Consider the following 19,592-nt stretch of genomic DNA (forward strand, 5'->3'; position numbering starts at 1 on the left):
GATTCGCTTCACCACCGGGCTGAAGCCCGATGCACTGCGAATGAACCCCGGTAGCTCTGCCGGCACGTACGGGGACGGGCCCGGACCACACTCTTGGTCCGGGCCCGTCCCCATCCGCTCCGGCAGGGCTACGAGCGTGTCGGCCGCGTCCGTACGACGGCGAAGCCCGCAGCCGCGAGGCCCAGCACCCCCACGACCAGCCCGGCGACACCGAGGCCACGGGCGGTGGAGTCGCCGACGGCGGCGGTGGCTGTGCCGGCGGCAGCAGCCTGTTTCGTGCCGCTCGCGGCGGTGTCGGTGCTCTTGGCGCTCACCGTCGTCAGCTTCAGCACGGGCGCCGGGTTCTCCGGCTCGTCCGCGCCCGCCGCGGCCTCCTCGATCCAGCGGACGGTCTTGCCGTCGGAGTAGGTCTGCAGGGCCTTGAAGGCCAACTGGGCGGTGTCGTCGGGGAGCTGACCGAAGGCGACGTCGAAGTCCTCGTACTGGCCGGCGGTGATCTTCCCGCCGGTCCAGGTGATCTCGGAGACGGCCTCGGTGATGGTGCCGTCGTCCGTCTTGACCGGCGTCTTGAGCTCGGTGGTGGTCACTTTCGGCGTCCAGCCGTCCTGCGGACGGACCAGCACGCCGAGCACGGGATGGTCGGTGGGCAGGAAGACCTGGACCTCGGTGGTGCTCGCGGTGTCCTCCTCGTTCGGCACCCGGAAGCTGAGGAGGCCGTCGGTGGCGCCCTCGGCATAGCTCTCGGGATGGACGGTGACGTGCGCGGAGGCGGCGCCGGCCGCGGTGAGAACCGCGGCGGCGGCGAGGACGGTGCCGAGAGCGGCCCGGCGCAGGGCGGGGCGTGTCGTGGGTGTGGGTGTGAACGTGGGTGTGGATGTGGCTGTGGTCATGGGTGTGGTCGTGGACATGAGTGGGTGATCTCCGTACAGGAAGGTGTGGGCCCGGCTCGGGGCCGGCTCGGGTTCAGATCGCGTACGGGATCGGCGGGGGCGGTCCGCGACGGCTCACGGCATGCCGGAGCAGCGACTGCCGGGCCGGGACGGAAGCCGGGGCGGCGGGGCGGACGGACGGCACGGCGGGCGGCCGCGGGACGCGGGCGGCCCGCCACCAGGCCGCGAGGCCCGGCAGGAAGGCGACCGCCCAGCGCAGCAGCGACCACAGGGCGGCCTCCCCGCGCCGCAGCCACCAGGAGGCGGCGAGCGCGGCGAGGACGTGGGCGACGGTGGCGTGCGGGGTCATGGCCGCCGTGGCGGTGTGGGTGTGCAGGTGCGTGTGCAGGGGCATGCCGTGGTGCGCGGACGTCATGGACATCGCGGGCCTGGTCCGCGCGGCCGTACGGGAGCGGGCGGCGTCGAAGGCGACGTGCAGGCCGGCCTGGGTGACCAGCATGGCCGAGCCGATCCCGGGCAGCGAGCGCTCGCGGGCGCCCAGCAGCCACCCGGCGGCGAAGACGGCCAGGAATCCGACTCCGTCCGCCCACGGCGGCGGCGCGTCACCCGTGGCGAGTCCGTGCCCGGCGGCGGCCAGCAGCACACACACCGCGGCGAACACCGCGGCGCGCAGACTCCGGACCGCCGGGGACGCACTCATGATGCGGGATCCTCCCACGCCCGACCGATACGACTGCGACCGCTCCCGCGTTCACCCCGTGGGAGCCGTGGAAGCTGTGGAAGCCGTGGGAGCCGTGGGAGCGGTGCGGGGCAGCAGAACGACAGCCGCACCCGGTACCGCGGCCAGCAACACCCACGGCACGGCCGACGGCAGCCCGGAGTCGAGCAGGCTGCCGGCGGCCGCGCTTCCGACGAGCACGATCAGGCCGGAGACCGAGGACAACGCCCCCGTGTACAGGCCGAGTCGGCCCTCTTCGGCGAGGTCGGGCACCCAGGCGCGGGCGGCGGGCGCGACGAGCATCTGGCCGAGGGTGAGCAGCACGACGAACCCGGCCGCGGGCAGGAGCCCGGCCGTCCCGGTGCGCCCGGCGGGCAGCGCGGCGGCCACGGCGGCGAACCCGGCGGCGATCAGCGCGAGTCCGGCCGCCATCGAGCGGCGCAGGCTCAGCCGCTCCCCCACCCACCGGGTGACCGGCAGTTGGGCGGTCACCACGAGCACCGAGGACAGCGCGAACAACCACGCCAGCGGCGCCTGCGAACCGGCCGCCCGCTCCACCTCGGCGGGGAGGGCGAGATAGAGCTGGTTGTAGGCGAGCAGGTAGGCCCCGTAGGCGCAGGCGAGGGCGAGGAAGCGGCGGTTGCGCAGCAACGGGCCCACACCGCCCCGCACTTGGACCCGGGTCCGGCCGGGGATCTGCTGCGGCAGCAGCCACGCGTGCGCGGCCAGGACGAGCACGAAGACCCCCGCGCCGGCCAGACACACCGCGCGGAAGTCGACCTCGAGGAGCAGCGCGCCGAGCAGCGGCCCGACGAACGTCCCGGCCTGCCCGGCGACGGTGAACAGCGCCAGCACCCGGGTCCGCGCCCCGCCGCCCGACTCCTCGTGCGCGACGGCCTGCCGGGCCACCTCGGACTCGACGGCCGGCGAGAACAGCGCGGCGGCGAACCCGATCAGCAGCACCGCCCCGACGACCGTCCAGACCTGCCCGGCGTACCCGAGCCAGCCGAACCCGGCGATCCGCAGCACGCACCCGGCGAGGACGACGGGCCGCACACCGTACCGGTCGGCCAGTGCGCCGCCGACCACGAACAGCCCTTGCTGACTGAAGGTCCGCAGCCCCAGCACGAACCCGACCAGCCAGCCCGCCATGCCGACCGCCTCGCCCAGATGCTCGGCGAGGAAGGGCAGGACGGCGAAGAAGCCTATGTTGAAGGCGAGTTGAGTGAGGATCAGCAGCCGTAGCAGCGGCGTGAGTCGAGTGGCCTCGCTCGCCCTCCGGCGCGGGGAGAGGTGCGTCGCCTTCACCGGCCCCTCACCGACTCACGTGCGGGATACGCCTGTTCGGTGGCGTCCGGGCCGCTCGGGCTGTCCAGGTCTGCCGTGCGTCGTCGGCGTGGCCGTCGCAGCGCTCCGGCCGCCGTCACCGCGAGCGCGCCGAGCAACGCCAGGACGGCGGCGGGGGCGAGGACGGCCCAGGGGGCGCGTTCGGCGTAGGGCTGGTTCTCGGCGAGGAGCAGACCCCACTCGGGGGACGGCGGCTGCGCGCCGAGGCCGAGGAAGCCGAGGGAGGCCAGGGCGAGGGCGATGCCGGGGAGGCGCAGGAGGGCGTGGCGGGCGACCGGCGGCAGAACGGCGGGCAGGAGCTCGCTCCTCAACAGGTACCAGGGGTCGGCCCCGAGGGCGCGGGTGGCGGTGAGGTGGACGGTCGCCCGCTCCTGCCGCAGCAGCGCGCAGGTGTGCGCGGCGAGCGGCGCCCAGGCCACCACCGCCACGGCGAGGACGGGCGTCATGGGCCCGCCGCCCCGGACCGCGGCGACGAGGAGCGCGGCGAGGACGGGCGGTACGGCGTTCACGGTGTCGACGAGCGGCCCGGACAGCCGGGGCAGCAGCCCGAGCAGGACGCCGGCGGTGAGTGCGAGCGCGCTGACAGCGAGGGCGAGAAGCAGGGTGTCGAGGGCCCCGTGCGCGACCCGGGCGAGCACGTCGCGACCGAGCGCGTCGGTACCGAAGGGATGGGCCGCGGAGGGGGGTCGGAGACGGGCGGCGGTGTCGAGGGCGAGCGGGTCGCGGGGCAGGCCGAGGCCGGTGACGACAGCCAGCAGAAGACTGTATGCAAGAGGCAGGATCCTGCGGACGGTCGGCGGCGGTCCGTGGAGTGTATGCAAAGCACCGTCGCGCAGGGCCGGGCCGATGAGCCACCGGGCGCCCAGCCGGGCGAGACCGGAGGCGAGAGCCGCGAGGCCGACGAGGACGAGAGCGCCGGCCTGGAGGACGGGCAGGTCCTGGGCGATCGCGGCCTGGAGGGTGGTCCGGCCGAGCCCGGGGATGTCGAAGATCTGCTCCACGGCCACGGATCCGCCGCTCAGCCCCACGACGAACAGCGCGACGTTGGGCAGCAGTCCGGGCACACAACGGCGCAGCGCCTTACGGGCGATGCTCCCGCCGGGCAGTCCGCGCGCGGCGGCGGCCTGCGCCCAGGGCTCGGCGAAGGCGGCGGGCAGTTGGTCGTCGAGGAGCCGCCCGAGGACCGCGCCGGCGGGCAGGCCGAGGGCGAGCGCGGGCAGCACGGTCCACTGCGGGCCGTACCAGCCGAGGGCGGGCAGCCAACCCCACTGCACACCGACCACTGTGGCGAGGACGGACGCGGTGAGGAACTCCGGCAGCGCGGCGAGCACGGCGGAGCCGGACCCGCCGGCGGGCCGGCCGTCGAGCCCTCGCCGCGCACCCAGATACAGGGTGCGGGCGCACACCCCGGCGGCGGTGACCACCGCGACCGCCAGCGCCACCGTCATCAGCAGCAGCGACACGCCCAGGGCCTGAAGGACGCCGGGCATGACGTCGGCGCCGGAGATCCAGGACCGTCCGGCGTCCCCGCGCGGCAGGCCCGCGAGCCACTGCCCGAGAAGGTGCAACGGGCCGTCGTCCAGGCCGAGTCGGGCACGGACGGCGGCGAGCACCTCGGGGGTGGCGTCACGGTCGGCGGACCGCGCCTTCAGTACGGTGAGCGCCGGGTCGGTGTGCGAGAGCCAGGGCAGCAGCCCGATCCCGCACACCAGCAGCCCGGCCAGTGCGGCCCGCCACAGCAGCGCGCCCACCCTGCTTCTCATGCCGTCGCCGCCGGATGCCGTCAGCGCCGGGTCCCGGTGCCGACGAGGGTGCGCTCGTACGGGTCGAGCAGCACGCCGCCGACCTTGGCGCCGACGCCGGTGATGACGCGTTGGTGGACCAGCGGGACGACGGCGTCGGCGCCGAGGATCCTCGCCTCGGCGGCCATCGCGGCGTCCTGTCGCAGGTCGGTGTCGGCGACCGTCTGCGCGGCGCCGACGGCCGTGTCGACTCCCTTGTCGCACAGCAGGGCGAGGTTGTAGCCGCCGTCGCAGGTGAAGTCACCGGCCAGGACGGAGACGGGGTCGCCGGTGTCGAGAAGGCTGTTGCGAGCGCCGACGACAGCGTCGAACTTCCCGGCGAGCGCGTCGCTCTCCAACCGCGAGTACTCACGCACCTCCAGCTTCACCCGGAAGCCGGCCTTCTCCAACTGCTGCTTCAACACCTGGGCCGCTTCGGGGAGTTCGGGCCGGTTGTCATAGGTGGCGAGGGTGACGGAGGCCCCGCCGGGGTCACCGGCCTTCGCCCGTCCGGCGGGCTGCACGCGTTTGCCCGCGGCCCAGGTGACGGCGGGGCCGTAGATCCCGGCGCCTGCGTCGGCGTGCCCTTCGTAGACGCCGTCGGCGAGGGCGGAGGTGTCGACGGCCGCACGGGCGGCGGCGCGCAGGGCCGGGTCCTTGAACACGCCCGACTTCGTGTTGAGCAGCAGGCTGGTGGTACGGGTCGTGGCGGTCTCGCGGCGGGTCTTGGCGTCGAGGGTGGCGGCCTGGGCGACGGGTATCGCCTCGGCGAGGTCGACCTGTCCGGTGCGCAGGGCGTTGGCGCGGGCGGTGCCGTCGGCGACGAACCGCACCTCGATGCCGGAGGCCTGGGCCCGGCCGCCCCAGTAGTCGTCGAAGCGGTCGAGTTCGGCGACGGTCGTGCCGGTCGCCTTGGTGAGCTCGAAGGGACCGGTGGCGGTTCCGACCGGGTCGACGGCGGCCTTCTTCCCGTACGCCTTCGGGGCGAGGACGGCGAGGCTCGGGCTGGAGAGCCGCAGGGGCAGGACGGGGTCGGGCGCGGCGGTGGTGACGCGCACGCCGGTGGCGCCCTCCGTCTTCGCCGTGAGGTCGACGCCGGCGAGGGCGGCCGGCGCGGGCTCGGCCTCGGTGGCGCGGGTGAGGGAGGCCGCGACGGCGGCGGGCGTGACGTCGGTGCCGTCCTGGAAGGCGGCCTCGCGCAGGGTGAACAGCCAGGTGCGGTCGTCCTCGCGACGCCAGGACGCGGCGAGGGCGGGCGCGGCGGCGCCGTTGGCGTCGAGGGCGGTCAGCCCTTCGGTGACGCCGAGACGGCTGAGGATCGTCGCGTCTGCGCCGTACGGCGAGAGGTTCTCGGCGGGCGGGAAGGCGAGCGCGACCCGCAGGCGGGAGCCGTCGTCGGCTCCGGACTTCTCGCCGTCGTCACCACCGGAGGAGGCGAAGCAGCCGGTGAGGAGAGGGGCGAGGAGGAGAGCGGCGAGGCTCCGGGGTGGGCGGGGAGAGCGGGGAGGGCAGGAGGAGCGTCGGCGGCGGGGGAAGCGCATGGGGGGTTACCGGCCTAGAGGTGGGGGGAGACGGCGTCGGGGTGGAGGGAGGCGAGGGTGTCGAGTGGGACGTCGAAGGGGACGTCGAAGTGCACGATTCCCTGACCGCCGTCCGGGTCCTCACGCTCGTCGTGCACGACCGTGCCGAGCGATCGCCAGAAGCCTTCGGCGCCTTCCACGGCGGGGTCGGTGTGCAGATAGACGGCCCGGTAGCCGCCGTCCGCGACCGCGAAGGCGAGCAGTTCGGCGACCAGCCGCCGGGCGAGGCCCCGCCGCCGGTGCTCGGCGCGGACGTAGACGCGGCGCAACTGGGCGCTCTCGCCGGAGGGATAGCGCTCGGCGACATGCCGGGGGTTCGGCGGGTGGAGGGGGCCGCGGGAATCCAGGGCGCCCGTGGCGACGACCTGTCCCTCGGCGTCGAGCGCGACCAGCAGGGTATGGCGGGCGGGGACCAGATAGGAGGCGACCGGATCGATGATGTCGCCGTGCCAGCGCGGCACGTAACCGGTACCGAAATCGCGGTAGACGGTGTCGAGCATGACGGCCCGGGCGCCGTCGAGGTCCTCTGGGCCCGCAGGCCTTATGCAGTACTCAAGCACTTGCGCATCATATGCATTAAGCGCGCCCCATTCGATCACCCGACCGCCTCACCCCGGGGATTTGACAGAGGTCACGTCACGCCCTAAACCTAGCCACATGACATTCATTTTCAAAAAGGCGGTGCGGTGATGCGCGTCGCTTTCGTGGGAAAGGGCGGCAGCGGCAAGACGACACTGTCGGCCCTGTTCGCCCGGCAGTTGGCGCAGTCCGGCGCACCGGTACTCGCCGTGGACGGCGACATCAACCAGCACCTGTCCGAGGCCCTGGACCCCACGGCCGGCACAGACCCCACGGCCGGCACACCCGCCTTCACGGCCCCGCCCCTGGCCGGGCACCTCGGCGAAATCAAGGACCTGCTGCGCGGCACCAACCCGCGGATCGCCTCCCGCGAAGCCATGGTCAAGACGACCCCACCGGGCCGCGGCTCCCGGCTGCTGCGCCTGCTCGGCGACGACGAACTCCACACCCGCCACGTCCAGCCGATCGGCGGCGTGCCGCTCATGGTGACCGGCGCGTTCGACGAGAGCGACCTGGGCGTGGCCTGCTACCACTCCAAACTGGGCGCCGTGGAGCTCTACCTGAACCACCTCGTGGACGGCCCCGGCGAGTATCTGGTGATGGACATGACCGCCGGCGCCGACGCCTTCGCCTCCGGCCTCTTCACCCGCTTCGACATGACGTTCCTGGTGGCCGAACCCACCCGCAGAGGCGTCTCCGTCTACCGCCAGTACCGCGACCACGCCCGCGAGTTCGACATCCCCCTCGCAGTGGTCGGCAACAAGGTGACCGGCGAGGACGATCTCCTCTTCCTCAAGGAACAGGTGGGCGACGACCTCCTCACCCACCTCGCCCTCTCCCCCTGGGTCCGCTCCGCCGAACGCGGCAGCCCCCAGGGCGAGTTGGAGGACACCAACCGCCACGCCCTCAACATCCTGCGCAAGACGGTCGACGCCCGCCCCAAGGACTGGCCCACCCTCCACCACCACGCCGTCCACTTCCACCTGCGCAACGCCGAATCCTGGGCCAACGAGGCAACGGGCCGGGATCTGGCGGCGCAGGTGGACCCGGAGTTCGTGGCGGGGCCGGGGTCACTGGCCTGAATCCTTTGGGGGGCCTCCCACCTCCCCCTCCACCCCCTCCCCCCACCCCCTTCCCTCCTCAAGAACAGGACCGACACCCATGTCTCTCGATGTCTCCCCGAAGCTCCTCGCCGAGGCCGAAGCCGGTGACATCCGTGAGGAGGACTTCGTGGACACGGTCCGCACGTCCCTCCCTTACGCGTACGACCTCGTCGCCTTCCTCGCCACCGAACTGCACGCCGGCATCGGTGAGTTCACCGACAACCAGACCCCTCCCGCGTCCGAGCAGGAGCGCGGCCAACTCCTCCGCGCCCTCGCCAGCGACGCCATCCGCAGCAGCCTGGAACGCCACTTCGACGTCACTCTGGCCTTCCAGAACTGCCACCGGGTGGCGGCGTTCCGCCCGGGGGCACGGGACGGAGAGACCTTCGCGCGATTCACGTCGACGCGGGCACAGGTACTGAACCAGTCCGCGGTGTTGCGGGACTGCTAGGCCGTCGGCCGTCGGCCCTCCGGTCCGCCGTCAGGTCGGGCAGCTGATCGGGCAGCCGACGGGATCGGGCAGCCGCTCGGGCCGGTCGGCTGCCTCTCCCGACCGCCGGCCACCCGCACCACCGGTCCCCTTCGCCGCCGGACGTCCCGCCCTACCGGACACCCGCCGCGTCAAGCAGCCGCACCAGATCCTTCCGCCCGTATCCGAGGAACGCGGCGCGATGGGCGACCGTCAGCAGCAGCTGCGCGACGGTCTGCGCCCCGTAACCATCCCGGTCGTTCGCCAGCCACTCGTCAGGCTCCTCGATGCCGAGGCTGTTCATCACCACCCCGTGTTCGCGACGAATCTCCGCGACGGTGTCGGACACGGCGCCCAGAAGCGTGGCTCCCGGCCGCTCACACTGCAGGGCGAAGCAGCCGAAGTCGACCGGCTGACAGCCGCTGGGCGGACGCGTGCGCAAGCTCTCGTACCGCTCGTCTCGGAAGTCACTCCCGAACTCTTCGTGCACCAAGGCGAATCGATGGACCCCCGGAGCCGACGGCGACGGGGGCGTCGACGTCGGTGGGGGCGACGGGGGCGGTGGCGTGTACTGCCAGCCGGCATCCTCGTGCACCAGCCGGTGCACCTCGTCCTCGTCGGCCAAAGTGACCGTGAAGCCGCTCTTGTCGTTGCGCCCGGTCGTCGTGCCGTCCGCGTTGCGCTGGAAATGCAGGCTCACAGCCACCCCCGTGGTCGTCATGAGCGGGAAGATCCCGTCACCCGCACAACGGCCCACCTCAGTCCCGCGTGCCCTCGCTCGGGAACATCACCCGTTCGCGTGAAGCACCGCTCGCCGGTGACGAAGCCGCAGCGGGCATGTCACCTCGTGCCCTGCCGCGTTCCTCGACCGTGAGCACCGGCACGGGCATAGGCGCGGGCACGGGCACGGGCACGGGCACGGGCACGGGCACGGGCATGGGGCGAGCCTCACAGCGACTCGCAGGGCGGGCAACCCGGTTCTCGCGCGAACGCCGCTCCCGCCACTTGACGTGCACGTTCGGGTAGTTGAAGCATTCAGCGCTGAGAGAGCGCTCTCAAGACCGCTGTCCGTTCACTTCCTTAAATCAGCCGTTCACGCCGAGCGGCCTGTACCGAGGAGAGCCGCCCATGAACCACACCCCGCCGTCGGACCCGCCCGCCGTGCGCCGCAGAGCCGTCCTCGCGGTCGCCGCCACCGCCGCGGCCGTGCCCGCCCTGTCCGCAGCGGCCTCCCCGTCGGCCTCCGCGGCGGCTTCCGCTCAGGACGGCGACTGTCCGCACGCTCTGCCGGGCGGTGGCGACCTCGGGCCGAACGTACTCGTCTTCGGCCCGGCGACCCCGGAGATCCAGGCCCGAGTGGACGAGGTGTTCCGGCAACAGGAGTCGGCCCAATTCGGCACCGGGCGCTACGCGTTGCTGTTCAAGCCGGGCACCTACCACGGTTTGAACGCCCAACTCGGTTTCTACACCTCCATCGCAGGCCTCGGCCTGTCCCCCGACGACACCACCATCAACGGGGACGTGACGGTCGACGCGGGCTGGTTCGGCGGCAACGCGACGCAGAACTTCTGGCGTTCGGCGGAGAACCTCGCGCTCGTCCCGGCCGGCGGAACCAACCGGTGGGCGGTCGCCCAGGCGGCCCCCTTCCGCCGGATGCACATACGCGGCGGCCTCAACCTCGCCCCGTCCGGATACGGTTGGGCCAGTGGCGGCTACATCGCCGACAGCCGCGTCGAGGGCGAGATCGGCCCGTACTCGCAACAGCAGTGGTACACGCGGGACAGTTCCATCGGCAGCTGGCTCAACGGCGTGTGGAACATGGTGTTCTCGGGCGTCGAGGGCGCTCCCGCCCAGAGTTTCCCCAACCCGCCCTACACCACCCTCGAAACGACCCCCGTCTCACGGGAGAAGCCCTTCCTGTACGTCGACGGCGACGGCGTCGACGAAGAGTTCCGGGTCTTCCTGCCCGCCAAACGGACGAACGCTCGCGGGGTCTCCTGGGGCAACGGCACACCGCGCGGCAACTCGCTGCCCCTGTCCCGGTTCTACGTCGCCAAGCCGGGCGTCTCCGCGGCCAAGCTCAACCAGGCTCTCGCCCAGGGCCTGAACCTGCTGCTGACGCCGGGCATCTACCACCTGGACCAGCCGATCCGGGTGACCCGCGCCAACACCGTTGTCCTGGGCCTGGGTTACGCCACCCTGATCCCCGACAACGGCGTCACCGCGCTGAAGGTCGCCGACGTCGACGGGGTCCGGCTCGCCGGCTTCCTCGTCGACGCCGGACCCGTCAACTCCTCGACGCTGCTGGAAATCGGCCCGCCGGGAGCCCGGCGCGACCACTCCGCCAACCCGACCACCGTCCAGGACGTCTTCGTCCGGATCGGCGGGGCCGGCCCCGGCAAGGCCACGACCAGCATGGTGATCAACAGCCGTCACACGATCGTCGACCACACCTGGGTGTGGCGTGCCGACCACGGCGAGGGCGTCGGCTGGGACACCAACCGGGCCGACTACGGAGTCGTCGTCAACGGTGACGACGTGCTGGCCACCGGCCTGTTCGTGGAGCACTTCAACAAGTACGACGTGCAGTGGTACGGCCAGCGCGGCCGCACGATCTTCTTCCAGAACGAGAAGGCGTACGACGCGCCGAACCAGGCGGCGATCCAGAACGGGGCGATGAAGGGCTTCGCCGCCTACAAGGTCGGTGACAACGTCACCACGCACGAGGGCTGGGGCCTGGGCAGTTACTGCTTCTACAACGTCGACCCCACGATCGTCCAGCACCACGGCTTCGCCGCTCCGAACGTGCCGGGTGTGAAGTTTCACGACCTGCTGGTGGTCTCCCTCGGCGGCAACGGGCAGTACGAGCACGTCGTCAACGACCTCGGAGCACCGACGTCCGGCACGTCGACGGTGCCGTCCACCGTGGTTTCCTACCCCTGAGGGACGGCAAGCCGGAGTGTGTGGGTCCCCGGAACCTCGAGCCGAGGTTCCGGGGACCCACACCCCGCTCCCGGGGCCTATCGCGTCGTCGCCGCTGCCGGCGCCGGGGCGTATCCCGTCGGGCGGGCCGAGAAGGTGCCTCGGCCCTGTGTCCGGCTGCGCAACCGGGTCGCGTAGCCGAACAGTTCGGCCAGCGGCACGGTGGCGGTGACCACCGCCGAGCCGCCGCGCACGGCCGAGTCGCTGATCCGCCCGCGTCGGCCGGCCAGGTCGCCGAGGACTCCGCCGACGGCGTCCTCGGGCACGGTGACCGTGACCTCGACAACCGGTTCCAGCACGGCCATCACACAGCCGCGCAGGGCCTCCCGGAGCCCGAGCCGGCCTGCCGTGCGGAAGGCCATCTCGGACGAGTCCTTCACGTGGGTCGCCCCGTCGGTCAGGGTGACCCGCAGCCCGGTGACGGGGTGCCCGCCGAGGGGGCCCTCGGCAAGGGCGTCCCGGCAGCCGGCCTCGACGGCGCGCACGAACTCCTGCGGCACTCGTCCACCGACGACGGTCGAACGGAACGCGAAACCGGTTTCGGCTTCACCGCCCGCATCGACCGCGCCCCCTGCATCGCGCGCATCGCTCTCACCGAGAGGTTCGACAGTGAGCACGACATGCGCGAACTGACCCGCGCCACCGTCCTGTTTGACGTGCCGGAAGTCCAGGCCGGACACCCCACGGACGACCGTCTCTCGGTAGGTCACCCTCGGACGCCCCACCTTGACCTCCAGTCCCAGGCTGCGGCGGATCTTCTCCACCGCGACCTCCAGGTGCAGTTCACCCATGCCGGACAGCACGGTCTGACCCGTCTCCGGGTCGGTCCGCACGACCAGCGACGGATCTTCCTCCGCGAGCCGGGCGAGCGCCGTGGCCAGCCGGTCGGCGTCGGCGCTCGTGCACGCCTCCACCGCCACGGAGACGACCGGGTCGGGGACCCCCGGCGGCTCGAGAACGATGGGCGCCTCGGGCGCACACAGGGTCGAGCCCGCGCGGGCCGACTTCAGCCCGACCACAGCCACGATGTCCCCGGCGACCGCGCGTTCCAGCTGGGCGTGCCGGTCGGCCTGTACGCGTAGGATCCGGCCGATCCGCTCGGTGCGTCGCGTGCCCGACTCCCACACCGCGTCTCCTTTCTCGATCGTGCCCGAATACACCCGCAGGTAGGTGAGCCGACCCGTGGGCGTGGCGCTGACCTTGAACGCGAGCGCCGCGAACGGCGCGGCGGGGTCGGCGGGCCGCTGCTCGCCGACGACATCCTGTATACGGTCGACACCGTCGTGCATACCGCGAGAAGCCTTCTGCATACGGTCGACAGCCGCGTGCATACTGCCGCCCGCGTTTCGCATACCGTCAGCTCCGTCGTGCATACCGCATACCGGCGGCACGTCCAGCGGCGACGGCAGATAGGCGACGACCGCGTCGAGCAGTGGCTCGATACCCCGGTTGCGGTAGGCCGAGCCGCACAGCACGACCACCCCGTCACCTGTACGGGTCAGGTCGCGCAATGCTCCGGAGAGAGTCTCCGCGGACAGTGTCTCCCGGTCGCAGAACTCCTCCAGCGCGGCCGGGTGTCGTTCCGCCACTGCCTCTTCCAGCACTCGGCGCCGACGCCGCGCCTCCTCCCGCAGCTCCTCGGGCACCGCCCCTTCGACGACGCACTCGACGCCGGTGTCACCGCCGTCGCTCCAGGTCAGCGCCCGCATGCGGAGCAGGTCGACGACGCCGGTGAAGCCGTCCTCCACGCCGATCGGCAGGTGCACGACCAGCGGGACCGGATGGAGCCGTGCCCGGATCGACGCCACCGCGGCGTCGAGGTCGGCGCCCGCCCGGTCGAGCTTGTTGACGAACGCGATCCTCGGCACGCCGTGCCGGTCGGCCTGTCGCCACACGGACTCGCTCTGCGGCTCCACGCCGGCGACGGCGTCGAACACCGCGACCGCCCCGTCGAGCACCCGCAGGGATCGCTCCACTTCGTCGGCGAAGTCGACGTGCCCGGGGGTGTCGATCAGGTTGATGCGGTGACTGTCCCAGTCGCAGCTGACGGCCGCGGCGAAGATGGTGATCCCACGGTCTCGCTCCTGAGGGTCGAAGTCGGTGATGGTCGTGCCGTCATGGACCTCGCCGCGCTTGTGCGTGCTGCCGGTCGCGTACAGGATCCGCTCGGTGACGGTGGTCTTGCCCGCGTCGACATGGGCGAGGATGCCCAGGTTGCGCACGGCGGAGAGAGGACGGTCGAGGTTGTTGCGCACGGCCCTTGGCCTTTCGGGGTGTTCCGAGAACGGGCAGCGCGATTTCCCGACGAGGGCAGTGAGCGTCGAATGTCTGCGAGCTGCGAGATCAGATCCGACCTGTCTGACGTGCCGTCAGCCATAGGGCAGTGACGGCGCGTTGGAGTGCTCAGGCGTTCGTCAGGACATCCGGTGCCGGCCGCGCAGCGAGCACCGGACGGACGTAGACACGAGGATCACCTCGTAGCGGGAGCGGGGAACGACGACAGCGGTGTGGTCACGCATGGCCGTGCTCCCCTCGTTCGTCTCGGTGCCGCACAGCCGCGTCATGGTCGTGGGCTGCGCTCGGTGTTCGGCGAGTCTAGGGGCGGACGGTCGTGCGCGGCACGTGATTTATCGCGTGCCGCGTCATCGCGTGCAGGATCATCGCGTGCCGGGCGTGTCCTGGGCGGTCGGGTAGAACTGCCGCCGCACCCGGCGCAGCCATGCGTCGGCGGCCTTGTCGTCGGGGTGTTCGGGCAGCACGCTGCTGGTCTCGGCGAACGCCTCCTCGAAGCCGCGCAGCAGCGGCAGCGCGGCTTCGGGATCGGCGGCGACCTGTTCGCCGAACCGGTGGTAGCTCTCCGGGTCGTCCACCTGGATCGTCAACTGCCCTGTGGCGTAGAGCTCGTAGCCCTGGGTGCACAGCCGCTTGAGGTGGCGTGCGTGCTTGGCGGTCCGCTTGCGGACGTCCTCGGAGAGAGGGCCCTGACTGCGGTTCTGCAGTTTGCGGAACTGCTGTGTGGCGTAGCCGAGATAGGCGTCGCGGACCCGGTGCGCGCCGAGCAACGTGTCGCGGACGGCGATGAGTTCGTCGCCCAGTGGGGTCCGCACCTCGTACGACTCCGCCGGCAGCCAGACGAGTTCCATCACGGTCGGGTTGCCTCCGAGGGCGAGCCGGCACCACTTCGCGGCCTCGTGCAGGGTGCGGTCGGGCGCCGTGCTGACGTGCGACTCCTTCGGCCCGTGCAGACCGTGCAGTTCCTCGGTGGGGGCGGCGAACATGCCGAGGCGGTCGATGTCGGAGCCTTCGTGGGCGAGTCCGTAGGCGGTCGAGCCGACGATTCCGGACAGCAGGATGTTGGTGACGGTCACAGGTGCCCCCGGTCGTTCTCCCGACGATGATCACCCGGCGCGGTGCGGGCGACGGGACCGCCATGATGCCCGGCCTCGGCTCGGACCACCTCGCATTTCCCGAAGCCGCCCCGCCCTTCGCGCTTCACCCGTACGGCTCATTGCGCTGGTCGAGCGGCCCGGCCGGTGGTGCGGTGGAGGGCAGGGGCAGCCGACCCCCGTCCTCAGGAGGTACTCGTGACCAGCCCTCGCCCGTCGTCCCGTCCGTCCTGCCCGCCCCGTCCGTCGGGCCCGGCCGGTCCGAACCGCCCGGCCCGTCCGGCTCGGGTGCTGGCCGCCGTCCTGGCCGCCGGAACGCTGCTCACCACGGCTGCCTGTTCCGACGGGGACGACAGCGCGTCAGGCGGCTCGGGCGTGACGGCCTCGCCGATCGCCGAACGGGCCGTCACCGCGTCTCCCACGACGTCTGCCACGACTTCTCCGACCGCCTCTCCCACGGCGTCCCCCGCCGATCCGCTCACGCCGGCCGGCGCGCAGACCGCGCTGATCACGGAGGGCGATCTGGAGGACGACTGGACGCAGGTGAAGACGGCGGCGAGCTGGCACGACCGGTTGCTCATCGACACCGTCGACGCGGCGCAGTTCGTCACCGCCAAGACGCAGTCCGAGGCCTGCCAGCAGTTGCTCGACGGGCTCTACGCCGACGACCTGCTGGGGAAGCCGTCCGGGGCGTCGGCGCTCACCGGCTTCCAGGAGGGCGACTCCCGCCTGCTCTACCAGGTCGCCGCCTACCAGCGGGCCGCTCTGGACTCGAAGCTGGACTGGCTGGATTCGCTCCCGACCGAGTGCGACCAGTTCAACGCGGTCGGCTCGGACGGCTCCACCCGCACCGTGGAGGTCATCGAGAACTCCCTGCCCAAGGTCGGCGACGCCCGATACGGCCTGACCATGACCATGCAGGGCGTCTCCGGCGGCTCCCCGATCACGCTCACCCTCGACATCGCCGCCGTACGGGTCGGGGACGACGCGATCACGGTCACCAACGGCGGGCTCGACGGCGCGGATCACGACAGCACCAAGGACGCGGTGAGCCACGGCACCACGCGCCTCAAGGACGTCCGGGAAGGCCGTACGCCGGCCCCGGAGCCCAGCGAGTTCGACTGAGCCTGGCGCGCCCCTGCCCGGGGCGCGCCTCCGATGCCTTCTTCCTCCGCTCAGAGCAATGTGACATATTACTGGAGTGACCAAGCGACCGAGCGGTGGCATCGCGACGCAGAGGTTGTCGGCGAGCGGAAGCGCGGTGGCCGCGAGGACACCACTCCAGGGTCGGCGCTGGGCGGCGGCGAGGGCCGAGGAAGCGGTGGTGGGGGAAGTCATGAGCGGAGGGTCTCCTTGTCGGAGACGAGGAGATTGCCCTCGGCCGCGCCGGTCGTGCCGCCGGCCACCGGGCCGCGGTCGACCAGGACCACGTCCAGCCCGGCACGGGCCGCGTACGACTACGACCGGTACGCCGAGCGCTGCGCCTGGCTGGTGGCCAACGGCTGCGACGGCGTCGTACCCAACGGTTCCCTGGGCGAGCACCAGGTGCTCACGCCTGAGAAGCGCGCCAGGGTGGCGGAGACCGCGGTGGCCGCGATCGGCGGCGCGCGGGTGATGCCGGGGGTCGCCGCGTACGGTTCGGCGGAGGCCCGGCGCTGGGCCGAGCAGGCGGCCGAGGCGGGCTGCGGGGCGGTGATACTGCTTCCGCCCAACGCCTACCGCGCCGACGAGCGTGTCGTCGTCACTCATTTCACCATCCGGCTGGACACGCCGGCCGGGCTGGTCGTCGCGGAGGTGGCGGTCGAGGGCGGCGCGGCCACGTCCGTGACCTTGCAGAACGTCCCCTCCTTCGCGGTGGAGCTGGACCGCGAGGCGAAGCTGCCGGGCGGCCGCAAGGTGAGGTACGACCTGGCGTACGGCGGCAACTTCTACGCGATCCTGCCGCTGGAGGAGTTCGGGCTGCCCTTCGACCGGGCCCGCAAGGACGACATCCTGGCGGCCGGTCTGTCGCTGATGGAGGCGATCAACGCCGAGGCGGAGCCGGTCCATCCCGAGGATCCGTCCATCCGCGGCTGTCATCACGTCCACCTGTACGCGCCCGGCGCGACCGCTGTCCGCTCCCGGCACGCGATGGCCATCCACCCCGGCTGGTTCGACCGCTCGCCCTGCGGCACGGGGACGAGTGCGCGTATGGCGCAGCCGCACGCGCGGGGCGAACTGCCGTTGCACACCGAGTTCGTGAACGAGTCGTTCATCGGCACCACGTTCACCGGCCGGCTGCTCGGCACGACCGAGGTGGCGGGCCGTCCGGCGGTGTTGCCCAGCTTCACGGGCCGCGCCTGGATCACCGGCACGGCCCAGTACCTGCTCGGCCCGACGGACCCGTTCCCGGCGGGCTTCGTGCTGTGACACGGCAGGCTCCTGCACGGTCGTAGATACTGGTGGTACGTGACATGGCACAGGTGCCGATGACACGGTGACACGACCCAGCCCGCATCCGAGGAGACCCACGATGGCCGCCCTGCCCGAGAGCAGCAGCCAGCCGCCCGCCGAGCCGTCGCTCCCCGTGCTCGGCCGGCGACGCAGCAGCTACCGCGAGCGGGTCGCCGACGCCCTGCGGGCCGCGCTGATCGCGGGTGAACTGCGGCCCGGCGAGGTGTACTCGGCGCCGACCCCGGTCGCCCGCTTCGGGGTCTCGGCGACCCCGGTGCGCGAGGCGATGCTGGACCTCGCCAAGGAGGGCCTGGTGGACGCCGTCCCCAGCAAGGGGTTCCGGGTCACCGATGTCTCCGACAAGCAGCTCGACGAGTACACGCACGTCCGCGCGCTCATCGAGATTCCCACGGTGGTGGCGTTGGCGACGACCGCCGACCCGGTGTCTCTGGAGGCGCTGCGCCCGGCCGCCCGGGAGATCGTCGCCGCCGCGGTCGCGGGGGATCTGATCGCCTACGTCGAGGCCGACACCCGTTTCCACCTCGGTCTGCTCGCGCTCGCAGGCAACGCGCACCTCGTCGAGGTCGTCCGGGAACTGCGCGGCCGTGCCCGCCTGTACGGTCTGACCGCGCTCTCCGCGTCGGGCCGGCTGCCGGCCTCCGCCGAGGAGCATCTTGAGCTGCTGGACGCCCTGTCGGCGCGGGACGAGCGGGCGGTGCGCGAGGTCATGACACGGCATCTGGGGCATGTGCGGGGGCTGTGGGCCTCCGCCCGCCCCCAGCCACTCGCCCGGGAGTGGGCGGATCGTCCCGTGAAGTCCCCCATACCCGTCTCCTCCCCTCCCGCCACCTCGGCCCGGACATCCCGGCTGTGATCCTTGTCGCCGGTGCGCGAAGAGTGAGGGGTGCGTCGCACGGGCATTCAATTGCCCGTGCGTGAAAGGAATGGTGTCTGACCTGTGGGGGAATCCGTGCGTCTGTGTCTGATCGGTGCGGGTCTGTCAGGGCTGGCGACGGCACACGCCCTGAAGACAGCCGGTGTCGACTTCGTCTGTCTGGAGCAGTCGAGCGACGTCGGCGGGATCTGGCGCCGGCCGCAGGTGGGCGAGCGCGGCCCCGGATATCTGTCGCTGCACCTCAACACCGCCAAACAGCTCACGGGCTACGCCGCCTACCCGATGCCCGACGCCTACCCGCTCTACCCTCGGCACAGTCAGATCGCCGTCTATCTACGCGCGTTCGCCGAGTGGGCCGGCATATTGGACCGGGTCGAGCTGAGGACGACCGTGGAGTCCGTACGGCAGGAGACCGACGGTGGGTGGACGGTCGTCAGCCGGGATGCCGACGGCACCGTCTCGTCCCGCGGCTTCACGCACGTGATCGTCGCCTCCGGGCACAACTCGGAACCGTCGATGCCCGCGCTGCCGAGGGGCGCCGAGACGTTCACGGGAACGATTCGCCACTCCCTCGACTACTTCGACGGCAGCCAGTACACCGGCCAGCGCGTCGTCGTCGTGGGGCTCGGCGCCTCGGCGGTGGACATCGCCGCGGACCTGTCCCGGTACGCCGAGCAGACAATGCTCTCGGTGCGCCGGGGACTGCACATCGTGCCCAAGCAGTTGTTCGGCATGGCCCTCGACCAGATCGCCGACGCGCCCTGGTGGATCAGCATGTCCCTGTCCGAACAGCGCCATTTCATCGAACAGGCCCTGCTGGTCGCCCGCGGCAAGCTCGGCGACTACGGCCTGCCCGAGCCGGACCACCCGCTCTTCGCCTCGGCCATCACCATCTCCGACGAGATCTTCAGCCGTATCCGCCATGGCGCGGTCACTCCGAGGCCCGCGATCGACGCCGTCGACGGCGACCGGGTCTCCTTCACCGACGGCACGTCGGCCAGGGCCGACGCGATCGTGTACTGCACCGGCTACCGGATGACTTTCCCGTTCCTGGAGCCCGGCTGCCCGGTCGGCGCGCAGGGCTCGGTCGAGCTGTACAAGCGGGTCGTCGCCCCGGATCGTCCCGGCCTGTTCTTCGCCGGTCTGATCCGCCCCGTCGGTTCGATCACGCGGCTGGTGGAGGCCCAGGCGCGGTGGATCGCGCGGCTCGTCACCGGCGATGCGGTGCTGCCGGAGACGGAGTCCATGCACAAGGAGATCGCGACGTACCTGAGCGGTATCGCGGGTCAGTACGGGCAGCGGGAGGGGGCGTCGATCCAGGTCGACATGGCACCGTATCTGCGGGAGTTGCGGGAGGAGCACTCCTCCCGGTGACCGCCCGAAGTGACATCGCGAAGACGCCCGAAGCAAAGGAATGCCCGCCCCAAAG

At 72.0% G+C, this 19,592-nt stretch carries 16 protein-coding genes; 7 read left to right on the forward strand and 9 right to left on the reverse strand.

Annotation, left to right across the window (positions count from 1 at the left end):
- Positions 1–128 precede the first annotated feature (128 nt).
- The 6 genes from AB0J04_RS34215 to AB0J04_RS34240 all read right to left on the reverse strand — a co-directional run bounded on the left by AB0J04_RS34215 (position 129) and on the right by AB0J04_RS34240 (position 6,876).
- The gene (locus tag AB0J04_RS34215) at positions 129–890 is read right to left on the reverse strand and encodes a YcnI family protein (protein ID WP_363172503.1); all 762 of its coding nucleotides are present in this window, start codon (positions 888–890) and stop codon (positions 129–131) included.
- A gap of 73 nt (positions 891–963) precedes the next feature.
- Positions 964–1,590 (reverse strand): hypothetical protein, encoded by a 627-nt coding sequence (locus tag AB0J04_RS34220; RefSeq protein ID WP_363172504.1) that lies wholly within the window; start codon positions 1,588–1,590, stop codon positions 964–966.
- Positions 1,591–1,641: 51 nt separating this feature from the next.
- Positions 1,642–2,916, reverse strand: coding sequence for an MFS transporter (locus AB0J04_RS34225; protein ID WP_363172505.1), 1,275 nt, complete (start codon positions 2,914–2,916; stop codon positions 1,642–1,644).
- Complete coding sequence (locus AB0J04_RS34230) at positions 2,913–4,718, reverse strand: ABC transporter permease subunit (protein ID WP_363172506.1); 1,806 nt, start codon at positions 4,716–4,718, stop codon at positions 2,913–2,915. Before AB0J04_RS34230 ends, AB0J04_RS34225 begins: the two co-directional genes overlap by 4 nt.
- A gap of 20 nt (positions 4,719–4,738) precedes the next feature.
- Positions 4,739–6,277: an ABC transporter substrate-binding protein gene (locus AB0J04_RS34235; RefSeq protein ID WP_363172507.1), complete on the reverse strand. Its 1,539-nt coding sequence runs from the start codon at positions 6,275–6,277 to the stop codon at positions 4,739–4,741.
- 14 nt (positions 6,278–6,291) lie between these two features.
- Positions 6,292–6,876 carry a GNAT family N-acetyltransferase gene (locus AB0J04_RS34240; RefSeq protein WP_363172508.1) on the reverse strand — a complete coding sequence of 195 codons (585 nt, stop codon included), beginning with the start codon at positions 6,874–6,876 and terminating at the stop codon, positions 6,292–6,294.
- Positions 6,877–7,005: 129 nt separating this feature from the next.
- Between AB0J04_RS34240 and AB0J04_RS34245 the strand changes: the two genes are divergently transcribed.
- Both AB0J04_RS34245 and AB0J04_RS34250 read left to right on the forward strand, forming a co-directional pair.
- Positions 7,006–7,977: an ArsA-related P-loop ATPase gene (locus tag AB0J04_RS34245; protein WP_363172509.1), complete on the forward strand. Its 972-nt coding sequence runs from the start codon at positions 7,006–7,008 to the stop codon at positions 7,975–7,977.
- A gap of 79 nt (positions 7,978–8,056) precedes the next feature.
- Positions 8,057–8,449: an SCO5389 family protein gene (locus AB0J04_RS34250; protein WP_363172510.1), complete on the forward strand. Its 393-nt coding sequence runs from the start codon at positions 8,057–8,059 to the stop codon at positions 8,447–8,449.
- 151 nt (positions 8,450–8,600) lie between these two features.
- Here the strand turns inward: AB0J04_RS34250 and AB0J04_RS34255 are convergent, their stop codons facing one another.
- On the reverse strand, positions 8,601–9,188 hold the full coding sequence (locus AB0J04_RS34255; protein WP_363172511.1) for a hypothetical protein: 588 nt from the start codon (positions 9,186–9,188) through the stop codon (positions 8,601–8,603).
- 407 nt (positions 9,189–9,595) lie between these two features.
- Between AB0J04_RS34255 and AB0J04_RS34260 the strand changes: the two genes are divergently transcribed.
- A complete protein-coding gene (locus AB0J04_RS34260; RefSeq protein WP_363172512.1) occupies positions 9,596–11,410 on the forward strand; it encodes a coagulation factor 5/8 type domain-containing protein in 1,815 nt (604 codons plus the stop codon).
- A 77-nt stretch (positions 11,411–11,487) separates the two neighbouring features.
- Here AB0J04_RS34260 and AB0J04_RS34265 read toward each other — a convergent pair whose 3' ends face one another.
- Positions 11,488–13,704 (reverse strand): elongation factor G, encoded by a 2,217-nt coding sequence (locus tag AB0J04_RS34265; protein WP_363172513.1) that lies wholly within the window; start codon positions 13,702–13,704, stop codon positions 11,488–11,490.
- A gap of 402 nt (positions 13,705–14,106) precedes the next feature.
- Complete coding sequence (locus AB0J04_RS34270) at positions 14,107–14,817, reverse strand: nucleotidyltransferase domain-containing protein (RefSeq protein ID WP_363172514.1); 711 nt, start codon at positions 14,815–14,817, stop codon at positions 14,107–14,109.
- Between the two features lie 306 nt (positions 14,818–15,123).
- Here AB0J04_RS34270 and AB0J04_RS34275 point away from each other — a divergent pair, with 306 nt between their 5' ends.
- The 4 genes from AB0J04_RS34275 (at position 15,124) to AB0J04_RS34290 (ending at position 19,537) form a co-directional block, all read left to right on the forward strand.
- Entirely contained in the window at positions 15,124–15,960 is an 837-nt protein-coding gene (locus tag AB0J04_RS34275) for a hypothetical protein (protein WP_363172526.1), read from the forward strand.
- 267 nt (positions 15,961–16,227) lie between these two features.
- A complete protein-coding gene (locus AB0J04_RS34280; RefSeq protein ID WP_363172515.1) occupies positions 16,228–17,244 on the forward strand; it encodes a dihydrodipicolinate synthase family protein in 1,017 nt (338 codons plus the stop codon).
- A 103-nt stretch (positions 17,245–17,347) separates the two neighbouring features.
- Positions 17,348–18,142 carry a GntR family transcriptional regulator gene (locus AB0J04_RS34285; protein ID WP_363172516.1) on the forward strand — a complete coding sequence of 265 codons (795 nt, stop codon included), beginning with the start codon at positions 17,348–17,350 and terminating at the stop codon, positions 18,140–18,142.
- 96 nt (positions 18,143–18,238) lie between these two features.
- Positions 18,239–19,537 carry an NAD(P)-binding domain-containing protein gene (locus AB0J04_RS34290; RefSeq protein ID WP_363172517.1) on the forward strand — a complete coding sequence of 433 codons (1,299 nt, stop codon included), beginning with the start codon at positions 18,239–18,241 and terminating at the stop codon, positions 19,535–19,537.
- Positions 19,538–19,592: the final 55 nt, after the last annotated feature.

The organism is Streptomyces sp. NPDC050263, assembly GCF_040655955.1.
Taxonomy (GTDB): domain Bacteria; phylum Actinomycetota; class Actinomycetes; order Streptomycetales; family Streptomycetaceae; genus Streptomyces.